Origin of the sequence: Pseudorhodobacter sp. MZDSW-24AT (genome assembly GCF_002794355.1) — a bacterium.
Taxonomy (GTDB): domain Bacteria; phylum Pseudomonadota; class Alphaproteobacteria; order Rhodobacterales; family Rhodobacteraceae; genus Pseudotabrizicola.
Genome location: NZ_PGOI01000011.1, coordinates 1 through 13,980, shown reverse-complemented (window position 1 = coordinate 13,980; position 13,980 = coordinate 1). Strand labels below are relative to the sequence as shown.

Here is a 13,980-nt window from a genome sequence, read left to right as displayed (position 1 = left end):
AGATGTATCAGGGCCATTCGGTGCGCGCGCCCTATGCGCGGCTGCAGGACTGGATGACGGCCATGCCGGCCGAGTTGCGCCAGATGAAACAGGCCGAGGCCGAGGCGCTGTTCCGGCGCATCGGCATCACCTTTGCCGTTTATGGCGAAGGCGGCGATCCGGACCGCCTGATCCCGTTCGACATGTTTCCGCGGGTGTTTTCCGGCGCGGAATGGGCCAAGCTGGAGCGCGGCATCAAGCAGCGCGCGCGCGCGCTCAATGCCTTTCTGGTCGATGTCTATGGCCGGGGCGAGATTGTGCGCGCGGGCCGCATTCCGGCGCGGCTGGTCTATCTGAACGAGGCCTATGAGAAGGCGGTCGTCGGTATCGTGCCGCCCAAAGGGGTTTATTCCCATATCGTCGGCATCGATCTGGTGCGCACCGGCCCCGATGAGTTCTTTGTGCTGGAAGACAACTGCCGCACCCCTTCGGGCGTGTCCTACATGCTGGAAAACCGCGAGATCATGATGCGCATGTTCCCGGATCTGTTCCGCGAGAACCGCATCCAGCCCGTCGACAGTTACCCCGAGATCCTGCGCCGCACGCTGGCCTCGGTCGCGCCGCAGAAATGCGACCGCGAGCCGACGGTGGTGATCCTGACCCCCGGCCATTACAACAGCGCCTATTACGAACACAGCTTTCTGGCCGATCTGATGGGCGTGGAGCTGGTCGAAGGGCAGGATCTGTTTGTCGAGGGCGAATTCGTCTTCATGCGCACCACCGAAGGCCCGCGCCGGGTGGATGTGATCTACCGCCGTCTGGATGACGCTTTTATCGATCCTTTGTGCTTCCGCCCCGATTCCATGCTGGGCGTGCCGGGGTTGATGGATGTTTACCGCTCGGGCGGGGTGAGCATCTGTTCGGCGCCGGGTGCGGGCGTTGCCGATGACAAGGCCGTCTACACCTATGTGCCCGAGATGATCCGCTTTTACCTTGGGGAAGAGCCCATTCTGAACAACGTCCCCACCTGGCAATGCGGCAAGGCGGAAGATCTGAAATATGTGCTGGCGCATCTGAATGAGCTGGTGGTGAAAGAGGTGCATGGCTCGGGCGGCTACGGCATGCTGGTGGGCCCCAAGGCCAGCGCCGATCAGGTGGAGCTGTTCCGCGCCCGCATCACCGCCAATCCGGGCAATTACATCGCGCAACCCACGCTCGCGCTGTCGACGACGCCCACCTTTGTGGCCGAAGGCATCGCGCCGCGCCATGTGGATCTGCGGCCCTATTGCCTTGTGGGCGAGCGGATCGAACTGGTGCCCGGTGGCCTCACCCGGGTGGCGTTGACCGAAGGGTCTTTGGTGGTGAACTCGTCGCAGGGCGGCGGGGTTAAGGATACTTGGGTGCTGGCGGAGTGAACCAGACATGCTGAGCAGAACCGCAGACAATCTTTTCTGGCTGGCCCGTTACATGGAGCGCGCCGAAACCTCGGCCCGGCTGTTGGAAGTGGGGGCACGCATCGCGCTGATGCCCTCGGCCGCAGGCTATCGCAACGAATGGGAATCGCTTCTGCACGCGAGCGGCACCGCCGATGGCTTTGCCCGCAAATATGGCGATGCGGTGCAGCGCAATCTGGAAAGCTGGTTCTTTTTCGACGGGGACAATCCGTCTTCGGTGATGTCCTGCATCCGGGCCGCGCGGGAAAACGGGCGCATCGTGCGCACCGCGCTGACCACGCAGGTCTGGGATGCGCTGAACACCGCCTTTCAGGAGCTGCGTCAGCTGGAGCGCCGTCCCCGGTCGGAACTCGATCTGTCGGTGCTGACCGATTGGACCATGCGCAACACCGCCCTTGTGCGCGGGTCGATCGATGCCACGCTGTTGCGCAACGATGGCTGGGATTTCCTGAACCTTGGCTATTTTCTGGAACGCGCCGACAACACCGCGCGGCTGATGGATGTGAAATATTACGTCCTGCTGCCCCGGTTGGAGTTTGTCGGCTCGGGGCTGGACAATTACCAATGGACCACGCTTTTGCGCGCCATGTCCTCGCACCGGGCCTTTCACTGGGCCTATGGCGGCGAGGTGACGGCGGCCAAGATCGCGCATTTCCTGATCCTGAACCCGCAATGCCCGCGCAGCCTGATCACCTGTGTCGACGGCATGACCACGCATCTGGACCGGCTGGCGCGCGGCTATCAGCGCAAGACGGCGGCGCAGGAAAAGGCGCGCGGCATTCAGGCCGAACTGGCCGAGTTGCGCGTGGAAGACATCTTTGACGAAGGCCTGCACGAATTCCTCAGCCGCTTCATCGGCGATATGGCGCGGGCGGGCTCTGTCATCCGGGACTGCTATCTGAATGGGGATGTGCGCTGATGCTGCTGACGGTCGATCATGTCACCCGCTACCATTACGACCAACCCGTGCGCGGCGTGGTGCAAAGCCACCGGCTGATGCCATCGCTCTGCGCAGGGCAAAAGATGCTGCGCTGGAAGGTCACGGTCAGCGATGGCCAGATGGGCGGCGGCTTTCGTGACGGGGCAGGCGACTGGGTTCAGGGATGGACGGTGCTCGGCCCGGTGAATGAGATCACCGTGCATGTGACCGGACAGGTGGAAACGCTGGATCAGGCCGGGGTCTTGCGGGGCCACAAGGAATTGGTGCCGCCAGAGGCCTATCTGCGCAAGACCCATCCCACCGAAGCCGATGCGGCCCTGATCGCCTTGGCAGAAGGGCTGACGCCGCAGCAGGATGCCTTGGCCGCCGCCCATGCCGTTTCGGCGCGCGTCTCTGACGCCATCGTCTACACCCCTGGCACCACAACCTCACAGACCACCGCGGCCGAGGCGATGGCGCTGGGCACCGGTGTCTGTCAGGATCAGGCGCATGCGGTCATCGCCGTGGCCCGCCACATCGGCCTGCCCGCGCGCTATGTCTCGGGCTATCTTCTGGTGGGCATCGACGGCGCGGCCCATGACGCCGCCCATGCTTGGGCCGAGGTGTTCATCGCCGGTCTGGGCTGGGTCGGGTTCGACCCCGCCAACCGGTGCTGCCCGGATGACCGCTACATCCGGCTTGGCTCGGGCCTTGATTCGGCACATGCGGCGATGATTCGTGGCACCACGCGCGGCCCGGGCGAGGAAAGCCTTGATGTCTCGGTGACGGTGCTCCAAAGCCAAACCCAGTCGCAAACCCAGCAATAGCGGCGGAATTGGCGACAGTTTTCGCAATTCCGCCGCGCTGTTGCCACAACTGCTGCGCACCTTGCCCTTGCGAGACAAAGCGCACATGGGGGGCAGCATGGCCTTGGGTTACGATTTCGACATTTTTGAAGTGATCCCGCAGTCGAACGCGCCGGACTCACGGCTGGACGGTCTGCTCGCCGCCGCCGGATTCAGCCCGCAGGATGATTCCGCCACCGTCGCCCTGTTCCGCGATCCGGCCACCGCCGAAGCCTTGCGCCGCGCCCCCAAGCCCTTGCGCGACTATTTCGAGGCCTCGGGCTTTGGCTACAACACCTTCAGTTCCGGGGCCCCCTCAGGGCGCTATCCGGCCAAGGATGAGGCCGCGCGGCTCGCCATCATCTTGCGACTCACCGAAAATGCCGCCCGCCATGCGTTGCCCCCGCTGGAACCCGCCTCGGGAACCGCCTTCAGCCTGGCCGATTTTCTGGCCGCGCTGGACAAGGCGCAACCCATTGACCCAGCGGCACCGCTGGTGTTGCACGCGCCCGTGCCCGCCGCCTCGGTGGCCGCCACCGCCAGCCCCAAACCGCGCCGCCGCACGCTGCCCGCCATGTTCCAGACCGACCCCGGAACGGCTTCCGAGGTCGACAGCGAAGACCTCACCCCCCGGCGCAAATTCTGGCAGCATCGCTTCTTCCGGATCGGTGCCGCCGCCGCACTCGTCCTTGTGACGATGCAACTGGTGAAAGGCCCCGCTTTCACGGTGCTGGCAAGCCTTTAGATGTGCAGTCATGCAGGGCTTTGCTGCATGATCGCCCTTTCCATCCCTCCGCGCCGGCAGTAGCGTTCGGCGTCGAGTCTTGGGGGCGGAAATATGACTTATTGTGTCGGGCTGTTGCTGAACGAGGGCATGGTGCTGTTGTCGGATACGCGCACCAATGCCGGGCTCGACAACATCGCCACCTATCGCAAGATGTTCCACTTCGAAGAACCGGGTGAGCGGATCATCACCATCCTCACTGCAGGCAGCCTATCGGTGACCCAAACCACGATTGCCCGCCTGCGCGACGCGATGGACGACAAGGACGCCACCCCCGACACCTCGGTGATGCTGGCCCCCACCATGCTCAAGGTGGCGCAGATCGTGGGCAATGTGCTGGCCGAGGTGCGGCGCGAGATTGATGAAAAACTGTCGATGGCCCAAGGCGCCAGCGCCACCATGATCGTGGCAGGGCAGCGCAAGGGCGGCGGCATGCGCATGTTCCTGATCTATCCGGAAGGCAATTTCATCGAAGCCACCGAAGACACGCCCTTCTTGCAGATTGGCGAGCATAAATACGGCAAGCCCATCCTTGACCGGGTGGTGAAACCTTCCACCTCGCTCAGCGATGCCCAAAAGGCGGTGCTGTTGTCGATGGATTCCACCTTGCGCTCCAACCTGTCGGTGGGCATGCCGCTTGATCTGTGCGTCATCCCCCGCGATGCGCTGCGCATCGGCACCCAGCGCCGGATCGAAGCGGGCGACGAATCCTTCCGCGCCATGAGCGAGGCTTGGTCACATGCGCTGCGCGAAGGCTTCAGCCAGATCAAGATCTGATCAGCGGCAGGCCGCGCCTCAGGGCGCGGCGCCACTCAGCGATGCGCGTCGAACAGCGCCGCTGCCTCGTCATAGAAACGGGTCCGGTGCATCGGTGTTTCCATCGGCACCTCATGCTCGGCGCGCTCATACAGCGCCAGCCGCCCCCCCCGCCAACGCGCCATGCGCAGATGGATCGGCGCCACATCAACCACCTTTTCGGCGGTGCCCAGCGCCGTCAGCGCCGGATAATCGGGCGAAGGCCGCAGCGCCAGATCGCGGCATTCCGCCAGCGCCGTGGCCAGCCATGCAATGCTCGGCCCGCCCAAGGCCAGTTCTGGCCGCTCGACCATCTGGCGTTTCATATACTGCCACATCTCGGGGTCGGTGGTCAGCACATTGCCGCCAAAGCCGGTTTCCAGCACATAGCTTTTGGCGCTGGTGCTGGGCGCCAGCCGGTTGGCCTGTCCCAACCAGCCCGAGACCCGCGTCACCTGCGGCACAAAGGGCCGCAACCACGCTTTCATCGCAATGCCCCACATCGGTGCCGAAAACACCGCCGCCTTGACCGGCAGGCCCTGCATCAGCGAGCGCAGCGCAATCGCGCCGCCCATCGAATGCGAGATCAGGTAATAGGGTTCCGGCAGGCCCAACCGCTGCGCCATTTGCAGCACCGCCTGCACATCGCGCTGATAATCCTGAAACTGCGCCACATGCCCCAGCATACGGTCAGGCAGCAACCGGTCCGCCAGCCCTTGGCCGCGCCAGTCGATCACCACCGTCGCATAACCGCGCGCGCGCAGATCCGCCGCGCCCAACCCGTATTTCTCAACATATTCGGTGCGGCCGGGAAACAGCAGCACCGTCCCTTTTTCGCCGCTCGGCCACACCCCGGCACGGATACGCACCCCATCCGAGGCGGTCAGCCAATAGGCGGCACCGCCCTCTGGCCCCAGCGCCAGTTCGGCATGCAGCGGTGCGGGGGGCGGGCCGGACACGCTCACCCCAGAACCGAGCCCAGTTTCATCGCCATGCCCATGCTGCCATCCACCGCCAGCTTGCCCTGCATGAAGGCCATCGTCGGATTCAGATCGCCGTCAAGGATGCGCTTGAACACCTCGGCGCTCGCCGTCATCGTCACATCGGCCGGGTCGTCGCCCGCGCGCACGCCTTCGCCATCCAGCATGATCGCGCCTTCGCCTTCGATCACGAATTTGGCCACGCCGTCAAAGCCGCCCGACAGCTTTTTCGACAGCACCTGCACCGCTTCGGTTACCACGTCGCTCATGTAGAAATCCTCTCTGCCTTGTGACGGCTTGGATATGGTTTTTCCGCGCCAATACGCTACCTTCGACATATGAAAGCACATGCGCGGTTTCTCAATCTTTTCGTGGCGGCACTTTGTGCAGTTTTTCTCTCCGCGCCGGTGGCAGGGGCAGAGGAATCGCTCGACGATTTGTTCGACAAGCTCAAATCTGCCGATGAACGCACCGCCCCCCGGCTGGAGCGTGAGATCTGGAACGAATGGTCCAAAAGCGGCTCTCCGGCGATGGATCTGCTGTTGCAGCGCGGGCGTGACGCCATGGCCGCGGGCAAGATCTCGGAGGCGATCGATCACTTCACCGCGCTGACAGACCATGCCCCAGAGTTTGCCGAAGGCTGGAATGCGCGGGCCACCGCCTATTATCAGGCGCGCCAGCTCGGCCCCTCGATCTCGGACATCGGGCGCGCGCTGACCCTGAACCCACGCCATTTCGGGGCGCTGGCAGGCTTGGGCGCGATTTACGAAGAACTGGACAATCCCGGCAAGGCGTTGGAGGTCTACCGCGCCGCGCTGGCTATACATCCCAATCTGCGCGGCGTATCAGACAATGTGAAGCGGCTGGAAACCCAGGTCGCGGGCACCGATCTTTAACGTCAGGCACAAGGGCACAGGATGGGCGCGACCACCGGCCGGATCACGGCGGTCCTCGGGCCGACCAATACGGGCAAGACCCATTATGCGATCGACCGCATGCTCGGCCACCGCACGGGGGTGATCGGCCTGCCGCTGCGTCTGCTTGCCCGCGAAGTCTATGACCGGATCGTTGCGCTGCGCGGCCCTTCGGTCGTGGCGCTGGTCACCGGGGAAGAGCGGATCGTGCCCGACCGCACCCAGTATTGGGTCTGCACGGTCGAAGCGATGCCGCTGGAAATCGGTGCCGACTTCGTGGCCATCGACGAAATCCAGCTTTGCGCCGATCCCGACCGCGGCCATGTCTTCACCGACCGTCTGCTGCGGGCGCGCGGCCTGCATGAAACCCTGTTCATGGGCGCGGAAACCATGCGCCCCGCGATTGCGGGTCTGGTGCCGGGGGTGACCTTCCTGAAACGCGAGCGTTTCAGCGAGCTGACCTATACAGGTTCGAAAAAGATAAGCCGTATGCCCCCGCGCAGCGCGATTGTGGGCTTTTCGGTTGAAAACGTCTATGCCATCGCCGAGTTGATCCGTCGTCAGAAGGGTGGCTGTGCGGTGGTGATGGGGGCGCTTTCCCCACGCACCCGCAATGCGCAGGTGGCGCTGTATCAGAATGGGGATGTCGATTATCTGGTGGCCACCGATGCCATCGGCATGGGGCTCAACCTTGATATCAAGCACATCGCCTTCTCCGCCACCGCCAAATTCGATGGCCGCCGGATGCGCGGGCTTTACCCGCAAGAATTGGCGCAGATCGCCGGGCGGGCAGGGCGCCACACCGAAAACGGCACCTTTGGCGTCACCGGTGAGGCGCGGCCCTTTGACGAAGAGATCATCGAGGCCATTGAAAACCACCAGTTTGCCCCGGTGCGCAAGCTCATGTGGCGCAACCACGCGCTGGATTTCGGCAACGCCGACCGGCTGATCCGCAGCCTGGAAGAGCATACCTCGAACGAATGGCTCACCCGCGCCCGCGATGCCGATGACGTGCTGGCGCTGAAATCGCTGGTCGAGATGCCCGAGGTGCGCGACCGGCTGACCGGGCCAAAGCGGGTGCAGCTGTTGTGGGATGTCTGCCGCGTCCCCGATTTTCGCGGGGCCTCCGCCAGCGATCACGCAGGGCTTCTCGCCCGCCTTTTCGAATTCCTCTGTGGCCGGGGTCTTGGCGGCGGGCGGGTGCCTTCTGACTGGATCGGCAAGGCGGTCGCCCGCATCGACCGCACCGATGGGGACATCGACGCCATCTCGAAACGCCTCGCCTATATCCGCACCTGGACCTACATTGCGCAGCGCAAAGGCTGGGTGGATAACGAAAGCCATTGGCGCGACGAGACTCGCGCTGTAGAAGACCGTCTGTCAGATGCATTGCACGCAAGACTGACGCAAAGATTTGTAGACCGGCGGACAAGTGTGCTGCTTCGCCGGTTGAAGCAGAAGGAGACCCTCGTGGCCGAGGTGAACGACAAAGGCGAAGTGACGGTTGAAGGCGAATTCGTCGGCCGTCTGGAGGGATTCCGGTTCCGGCAGGATGCCAGCACCTCACCCGATGAGGCAAAGGTGATGGCGCAGGCCGCCGTTCAGGCGCTCAAGCCGGAATTCCACCTGCGGGCAGACCGGTTCTACAATGCGCCCGACACCGAGATGGATTTCACCGAGCAGGGGGGCCTGATGTGGGGCACCACTGCGGTGGGCAAACTGGTGAAAGGCGCCGAGGCGCTGCGCCCCTCGGTCGAGGCTTTCGTGGACGAGGAAGCGGGCTTCGAGGTGGCCGAAAAGGTGCGCCGTCGCTTGCAGCATTTCATCGACCGCAAGGTGGCCGCCCTGTTCGAGCCGCTGGCCGCGATGAGCCGGGATGAAACCCTCACCGGGCTGGCCCGGGGGTTCGCCTTCCGTCTGGTCGAGGGTCTGGGCGTCTTGCCGCGCGACCTCGTGGCCAATGACGTGAAAGAGCTGGATCAAGAGTCGCGCGGCGCGCTGCGCAAGCATGGCGTGCGCTTTGGCCAGTTCACCATCTTCCTGCCGCTTCTGCTCAAACCCGCGCCCACCCGGTTGCGCTTGGTGCTGTGGTCGCTGTGGAACGGTCTGGACGAATTCCCCGAAAGCCCGCCTCCGGGCCTCGTGACCATCCCCAATGTGGCCGAGGTGCCGAAATCGCATTACACGCTGGCGGGCTATCACCCGGCGGGCAGCCGTGCGATCCGCATCGACATGCTGGAGCGTCTGGCCGATATCCTGCGCCAGAAAGACAGCCGCGCCGGGTTCGAGGCAACGCCCGACATGCTGTCGATCACCGGCATGACGCTGGACCAGTTCGCGGATCTGATGGCGGGTCTGGGCTATAAGGGCGAAAAGGCCGAACGCGCCAAGGTCAAGACCTCGGAACCCGTGGTCGTGGCCCCGGCCGTCGATCCCGACGCGCCGCAAAACCCGATCCCGGAAGAAGTCTCGGTGCTGGCCCCCGTGCCGGAAGAGCCGCAGGCCGAAGCTGCCGCACCCGAGATGGAGTCGTTCTACACCTTCACTTGGGCGCCCAAGCCTCGCAACCCGCGCCCCGAGCGCGGCGCGCGGCCGCAAGGCGAACGGCGGGAGCGTCCCGCAGGGGATCGGCCGCGCGGCGAACGTCCGCAAGGGGATCGTCCGCAAGGCGACAAGCCGCGCAGCGAGCGCCCGCAGGGCGACCGGCGCGACCGTCCGCAAGGCGAGGGCAAGCCCGCGCAGGGCAAGGGGGACCGTCCTAAGAACGACCGTGGCGGCAAGGGCGACCGTGGCAAGGGCGGCGACCGCCCCGACAGCAACAAGCCCCGCCAGTTCGAGGCACGCCCTCAGCGCGCCGAAAAGCCGATCGATCCCGACAACCCCTTTGCCGCGCTGATGGCGCTGAAGGGCAAGGTCTGACGCTTGGCCGGTCCGGGCGCGAAACCCGCCCCCGGTGTCCAGCCGCGCCTGCGGCTGGACAAATGGCTCTGGCAGGCGCGGTTCTTCAAGACCCGCGCCTTGTCTGCCGAGGTGATCGAAGGCGGCCATTGCCGAGTGAACGGTCAGCGCACCAAAAAGCCCGGCCATGGCATCTGCATCGGCGATGTGCTGACCTTTGCCCAAGGCCGCCAGATCCGCGTGATCAAGGTGCAGGCGCTTGGCCTGCGCCGGGGTCCCGCCGCCGAGGCGCAGGCGCTTTATCTCGATCTCGACCCGCAAGCCGCGCCAGAGGCGCTTGAATGATCCCACCGCTTGCTCTAGCTACTGACCCGACCAATCCAAGGGCCTGATCCGATGACATATGTGGTGATTGATAACTGCATCGCCTGCAAATACACCGATTGCGTGGAAGTCTGTCCGGTGGACTGCTTCTACGAAGGCGAGAACATGCTGGTCATTCACCCCGATGAATGCATCGATTGCGGTGTGTGCGAACCCGAATGCCCCGCCGATGCCATCCGCCCGGACACCGAGCCGGACATGGATCAATGGGTGGCCTTCAACCGCAAATATTCCGAAATGTGGCCGGTCATCACCGTGCGCAAAGACCCTCTGCCCGAGGCCGAGGCGCGCGATGGCGAAAAAGACAAGCGCGAGAAGTATTTCTCCGAAGCCCCCGGCGAAGGCAGCTGACGCCTTTTTCCTGCCTGATTCGTCAAACCAGCTATGCCGATTCGGCAAAGATGGTAAATATTCCATGTTTTCAACCCCGGTTTGCCCCTTTGAACGGGTCTGCGGCAGTTGGAATCATGCAAAATTTGTGATATACCAGCGTCACAAACAATCATGGACGCCTGACCTCCGCTCAGCGCTGCTCGCCTGAGGTGGAATTTCTTGTGACAAAACCGCCGTATCGCCCGACCTGATGGGGTCGGGGCGGTTCTTTTGTCGCCAGAGGGCCTCCGCTGTTAGGAAGCGACTGAATGACCAAGTCCAAAAGACCCGAGTTCCGCCCCAACGAATTCGTCGTATATCCCGCCCATGGCGTGGGCAAGATCATGTCCATCGAAGAGCAGGAAATCGCCGGCTTCAAGCTGGAGCTGTTCGTCATCACCTTTGAAAAAGACAAGATGACGCTGCGGGTGCCCACCCATAAGGCCACCGAAATCGGCATGCGCGCCCTGTCTGCGCCCGATGTGGTGTCGAAGGCGCTGGACACGCTGAAGGGCAAGGCCAAGGTCAAGCGGGCGATGTGGTCGCGCCGGGCGCAGGAATATGAACAGAAGATCAACTCCGGCGATCTGATGGCCATTGCCGAAGTGGTGCGCGACCTGCACCGCAGCGACGATCAGCGCGAACAATCCTATTCCGAGCGTCAGCTTTATGAAGCCGCGCTGGAACGGCTCACCCGCGAAGTCGCGGCGGTGTCGGGTGTGGACGCAGGCTCCGCCGCGAAAACCGTGGATGACGTGTTGGTCAGCCGCGCCGCCTGATCCGCGCGCCTTTGCCCTATTTCACGGCGGCCCCGCAGCGGGCCGCCGTTTTCATGTCAGCAGCGCCGCCGCCATGCTCAGCGCCGCCAGATGCGCCATCTGCTGACTGGCGCCCAGAATATCGCCGGTCTGCCCGCCGATCTTGGCCCGCGCGATCAGCGCCACCGCCAAAGCGGCCAGAGCCGCCGCCGCCGCCATGGCTCCGGCCAGCCCGCCCAGCGGCGCCACAAGCGCCAGTGCCATCCCCAGCGCCGCCGCCGCCGCAAGCGCCGAAGGCCGCCCGACGCGCCGCGACAGACCATCGGCCCGCGCATAGGGCAGGGCGGCCATCACCACCGCCATCGGCGCACGCGACAGCACCGCCGCCGCCAGAATCGCGCCATAAGCGCCCACCGACAGCAGGGCCACCAGCACCGACCAGACCGCCAACCCCATCAGCAGCAGCGCCAGCGTGCCATAGCTGCCGATATGGCTGTCCTTCATGATCTCCAGCCGCCGCTCGCGCGTCCAGCCGCCGAACAGCCCGTCCGCCGTATCGGCCAGTCCGTCCTCGTGCAGCGCGCCGGTGCACAGCACCCCCGCCGCCAGCACGGCCGCCGCCGCCAGCCCCACCGGCAGCCCCAGCGCCAGCGCGCCCCAGCCCGCCGCCGCGCCAAGACTGCCCACCGCCAGCCCCACCAGCGGCCAAGCCCAGCAGGCCTCGGGCCGGTGGTGCCGCGTTTGCGGAAAGGGCAGGCGGCTCAGTAAGCCGAAGGCCGAGGCCACATCCGCCAAAAGCCACACCGGCCTGTCGTCCTTGGAGGGCATCCTGTCTGATCCTGACTGGAACTTCTGTTCAGACGTCTGTAGCCAAGCCTCAGACGCCGCGCAACGCAGGACACCCCGCCATGACCGCCCCCTTCGCCTCGCTCGACGATTTCCGCAAGCGCCTCGCCACCCAGCCCGCGGCCGACAGCGCCGCGCAGGCGGCGGCGACGGCCCGCAATGGCCAACTCACCAAACCGCCCGGCGCGCTGGGCCGACTGGAGGATCTGGCGATCTGGTTGGCGGGCTGGCAGGGCCGCGAAAAGCCGCAGGCCGCGCAACCGCAGGTCCTGATCTTCGCCGCCAATCACGGCATCGCCGCGCGCGGGGTGTCGGCCTTCCCGCCCGAAGTCACGGCGCAGATGGTGGCCAATTTCCGGCACGGCGGCGCGGCCATCAACCAGCTGTCGCGCGCATTTGGCGCGACGCTCAGCGTGCATGCGCTCGATCTCGATCAGCCCACCGCCGATTTCACCCAAAGCCCCGCCATGACCGAAGCCGAGCTTCTGGCGGCCCTAGCCGCGGGGTGGAATGCGGTCGATCCCAAGGCCGATCTTCTCGTGACGGGGGAGATGGGGATCGGCAACACCACGTCGGCCGCGGCCCTTGCCACCGCGCTGCTGGGGGGGCGCGCGCAAGATTGGGTGGGGCGCGGCACCGGGGTGGATGATCACGGCCTGATCCGCAAGGCGCAGGTGATCGACGCCGGGCTCGCCCGTCACGCCGCTCATCTTTCCGACCCGCTGCAGGTGCTGCGCTGCCTAGGCGGGCGCGAGATTGCGGCCATGGCCGGGGCCATCGCGCGGGCGCGCGCGGAGCGGGTGGCGGTGATTCTGGATGGCTTCATCTGTTGCGCGGCGGCGCTCGTGTTGTGGCGCGCACACCCCGGCGCGCTCGACCACTGCTTGGCGGGCCATGTCAGCGCCGAATCAGGCCATGCGCGCCTGCTTGGCGCCTTGGGCAAAGAGCCTTTGCTCAACCTTGGCCTGCGCTTGGGCGAAGGATCGGGCGCGGCTTTGGCTTTGGGGGTGGTTCAAGGTGCGGTCGCCTGCCATTCCGGCATGGCCACCTTTGCCGAGGCCGGGGTCAGCGGGGCCTGAGGCCCCGCACCTCCGGGATTCAGCCTGCAGGCATGGCAAGCGCCAGCAACCGCCCGCCTTTTTGATAGCGCACTTCCGAAGCCGTGATCGCCTGAACGCGCCCGCCATCAAGGCTGTCGCCCACCTGCACCTTGCGGTAACGGCCATTGGGCTGGCGCACCAGCGCATAGCGCTTGGATTGCGTGCCATAGACGCCGATCAGGTTCAGCCGTCCCAAATTGATCGCGTTCACAAAAGTCGCCTGCTTGGCCACATTGGCCGAAGAGGGAATGCGCGGCGCCGCCGTGGCAACCTCTGGCTCGTCATCCGCCTCATCGGCCTCGACCTGCGGCGCCGCGTTGCGCGGGGCAGGGGCGGCGGCGGCCACCACTTCGGGCGCGGCTTGGCGGGTGGCGGCTGCCACCGCGGCTTCCACCGCGCGGCTCATGTCACGCGGACGCGCCGCCGGAACCCGAGAGACCGAAACCGCAAGCGGGCTCAGGTTGGCCTCCTCGGCGGCGGCTTCCGCCACCACCGCCTGCACCGCGAGCGAGGCCGCTTCCGAGGCCTGCCGCGCGGCTTCCCCGGCGGCCAGAATCGCTTGCGGCCGCAGACGCGGCCGCAGGCTGGCAAAACGGCTGTCCTCGGCCGGAGCCAAGGACGCATCATCCTCGGCCCGTTCCGCAGCCGCCGGGGCCAGCCCGGCAGGCCGGACGCGCGGCCGCGCATCTGACAAGGCGGGATCTGCCGCAAAGGTCTCGGCCGGCGTCAGCGCACCCGGCGCGACGGGGGCCGCCTCTGCCGCCGCCGTCGCATCCGCCTCTGCGGGCACCGCAACCGCCGCCGCTGCCGCCGCCGCGACCGAGGCCGGGCGCTGGGGCGGCAGACGCGCGGGCTTGCCCGCCACCAGCAGCACGCCATCGGGCGTCATGATGCCTTCGGCAGTCGGAACGATCCGCCCTTGCGCATCAAACTGATACACCGTCCCAAAGGG

14 protein-coding genes and 1 pseudogene are annotated in these 13,980 nt (G+C 65.5%); 11 read left to right on the top strand and 4 right to left on the bottom strand.

Going from position 1 to position 13,980, the window contains the following annotated elements:
• The first annotated feature begins 2 nt into the window (after window positions 1–2).
• From CUR21_RS15245 to CUR21_RS15225, 5 genes are all read left to right on the top strand, one after another.
• The gene (locus CUR21_RS15245) at window positions 3–1,394 is read left to right on the top strand and encodes a circularly permuted type 2 ATP-grasp protein (protein WP_198431731.1); all 1,392 of its coding nucleotides are present in this window, start codon (window positions 3–5) and stop codon (window positions 1,392–1,394) included.
• A 7-nt stretch (window positions 1,395–1,401) separates the two neighbouring features.
• The gene (locus tag CUR21_RS15240) at window positions 1,402–2,352 is read left to right on the top strand and encodes an alpha-E domain-containing protein (protein WP_100197933.1); all 951 of its coding nucleotides are present in this window, start codon (window positions 1,402–1,404) and stop codon (window positions 2,350–2,352) included.
• Entirely contained in the window at window positions 2,352–3,179 is an 828-nt protein-coding gene (locus CUR21_RS15235) for a transglutaminase family protein (protein ID WP_100197932.1), read from the top strand. Before CUR21_RS15240 ends, CUR21_RS15235 begins: the two co-directional genes overlap by 1 nt.
• 97 nt (window positions 3,180–3,276) lie before the next feature.
• Window positions 3,277–3,942, top strand: coding sequence for a hypothetical protein (locus tag CUR21_RS15230; RefSeq protein ID WP_157792038.1), 666 nt, complete (start codon window positions 3,277–3,279; stop codon window positions 3,940–3,942).
• A gap of 93 nt (window positions 3,943–4,035) precedes the next feature.
• Entirely contained in the window at window positions 4,036–4,758 is a 723-nt protein-coding gene (locus CUR21_RS15225; protein ID WP_100197930.1) for a proteasome-type protease, read from the top strand.
• Between the two features lie 35 nt (window positions 4,759–4,793).
• Here CUR21_RS15225 and CUR21_RS15220 read toward each other — a convergent pair whose 3' ends face one another.
• Both CUR21_RS15220 and CUR21_RS15215 read right to left on the bottom strand, forming a co-directional pair.
• Window positions 4,794–5,735: an alpha/beta fold hydrolase gene (locus CUR21_RS15220; protein ID WP_100197987.1), complete on the bottom strand. Its 942-nt coding sequence runs from the start codon at window positions 5,733–5,735 to the stop codon at window positions 4,794–4,796.
• 2 nt (window positions 5,736–5,737) lie between these two features.
• A complete protein-coding gene (locus CUR21_RS15215) occupies window positions 5,738–6,025 on the bottom strand; it encodes an SCP2 sterol-binding domain-containing protein (protein ID WP_100197929.1) in 288 nt (95 codons plus the stop codon).
• A 69-nt stretch (window positions 6,026–6,094) separates the two neighbouring features.
• Here CUR21_RS15215 and CUR21_RS15210 point away from each other — a divergent pair, with 69 nt between their 5' ends.
• The 5 genes from CUR21_RS15210 to CUR21_RS15190 all read left to right on the top strand — a co-directional run bounded on the left by CUR21_RS15210 (window position 6,095) and on the right by CUR21_RS15190 (window position 11,103).
• The gene (locus CUR21_RS15210; RefSeq protein ID WP_100197928.1) at window positions 6,095–6,652 is read left to right on the top strand and encodes a tetratricopeptide repeat protein; all 558 of its coding nucleotides are present in this window, start codon (window positions 6,095–6,097) and stop codon (window positions 6,650–6,652) included.
• A 21-nt stretch (window positions 6,653–6,673) separates the two neighbouring features.
• Window positions 6,674–9,589: a helicase-related protein gene (locus CUR21_RS15205; protein WP_232622827.1), complete on the top strand. Its 2,916-nt coding sequence runs from the start codon at window positions 6,674–6,676 to the stop codon at window positions 9,587–9,589.
• 3 nt (window positions 9,590–9,592) lie between these two features.
• Window positions 9,593–9,913: an RNA-binding S4 domain-containing protein gene (locus CUR21_RS15200; RefSeq protein WP_100197927.1), complete on the top strand. Its 321-nt coding sequence runs from the start codon at window positions 9,593–9,595 to the stop codon at window positions 9,911–9,913.
• Between the two features lie 51 nt (window positions 9,914–9,964).
• Window positions 9,965–10,303 carry a ferredoxin FdxA gene (gene fdxA, locus CUR21_RS15195; protein WP_100197926.1) on the top strand — a complete coding sequence of 113 codons (339 nt, stop codon included), beginning with the start codon at window positions 9,965–9,967 and terminating at the stop codon, window positions 10,301–10,303.
• A gap of 290 nt (window positions 10,304–10,593) precedes the next feature.
• Complete coding sequence (locus tag CUR21_RS15190; RefSeq protein WP_100197925.1) at window positions 10,594–11,103, top strand: CarD family transcriptional regulator; 510 nt, start codon at window positions 10,594–10,596, stop codon at window positions 11,101–11,103.
• Window positions 11,104–11,154: 51 nt separating this feature from the next.
• Here CUR21_RS15190 and CUR21_RS15185 read toward each other — a convergent pair whose 3' ends face one another.
• Window positions 11,155–11,910 (bottom strand): adenosylcobinamide-GDP ribazoletransferase, encoded by a 756-nt coding sequence (locus tag CUR21_RS15185; RefSeq protein WP_100197924.1) that lies wholly within the window; start codon window positions 11,908–11,910, stop codon window positions 11,155–11,157.
• Window positions 11,911–11,990: 80 nt separating this feature from the next.
• Here CUR21_RS15185 and cobT point away from each other — a divergent pair, with 80 nt between their 5' ends.
• A complete protein-coding gene (gene cobT / locus CUR21_RS15180) occupies window positions 11,991–13,007 on the top strand; it encodes a nicotinate-nucleotide--dimethylbenzimidazole phosphoribosyltransferase (RefSeq protein WP_100197923.1) in 1,017 nt (338 codons plus the stop codon).
• Between the two features lie 19 nt (window positions 13,008–13,026).
• Here the strand turns inward: cobT and CUR21_RS18675 are convergent.
• Window positions 13,027–13,980: pseudogene (locus CUR21_RS18675) on the bottom strand (pilus assembly protein PilP); the annotation flags it as partial.

Excerpts from the sequence above, each read along its gene's own strand:
- CUR21_RS15185 (WP_100197924.1), bottom strand. The coding sequence starts at position 11,910 with ATGCCCTCCAAGGACGACAGGCCGGTGTGGCTTTTGGCGGATGTGGCC.
- CUR21_RS15225 (WP_100197930.1), top strand. The coding sequence starts at position 4,036 with ATGACTTATTGTGTCGGGCTGTTGCTGAACGAGGGCATGGTGCTGTTG.
- CUR21_RS15245 (WP_198431731.1), top strand. The coding sequence starts at position 3 with ATGTATCAGGGCCATTCGGTGCGCGCGCCCTATGCGCGGCTGCAGGAC.
- CUR21_RS15190 (WP_100197925.1), top strand. The coding sequence starts at position 10,594 with ATGACCAAGTCCAAAAGACCCGAGTTCCGCCCCAACGAATTCGTCGTA.
- fdxA (WP_100197926.1), top strand. The coding sequence starts at position 9,965 with ATGACATATGTGGTGATTGATAACTGCATCGCCTGCAAATACACCGAT.
- CUR21_RS15240 (WP_100197933.1), top strand. The coding sequence starts at position 1,402 with ATGCTGAGCAGAACCGCAGACAATCTTTTCTGGCTGGCCCGTTACATG.
- CUR21_RS15210 (WP_100197928.1), top strand. The coding sequence starts at position 6,095 with ATGAAAGCACATGCGCGGTTTCTCAATCTTTTCGTGGCGGCACTTTGT.
- cobT (WP_100197923.1), top strand. The coding sequence starts at position 11,991 with ATGACCGCCCCCTTCGCCTCGCTCGACGATTTCCGCAAGCGCCTCGCC.
- CUR21_RS15215 (WP_100197929.1), bottom strand. The coding sequence starts at position 6,025 with ATGAGCGACGTGGTAACCGAAGCGGTGCAGGTGCTGTCGAAAAAGCTG.
- CUR21_RS15230 (WP_157792038.1), top strand. The coding sequence starts at position 3,277 with ATGGCCTTGGGTTACGATTTCGACATTTTTGAAGTGATCCCGCAGTCG.
- CUR21_RS15205 (WP_232622827.1), top strand. The coding sequence starts at position 6,674 with ATGGGCGCGACCACCGGCCGGATCACGGCGGTCCTCGGGCCGACCAAT.
- CUR21_RS15235 (WP_100197932.1), top strand. The coding sequence starts at position 2,352 with ATGCTGCTGACGGTCGATCATGTCACCCGCTACCATTACGACCAACCC.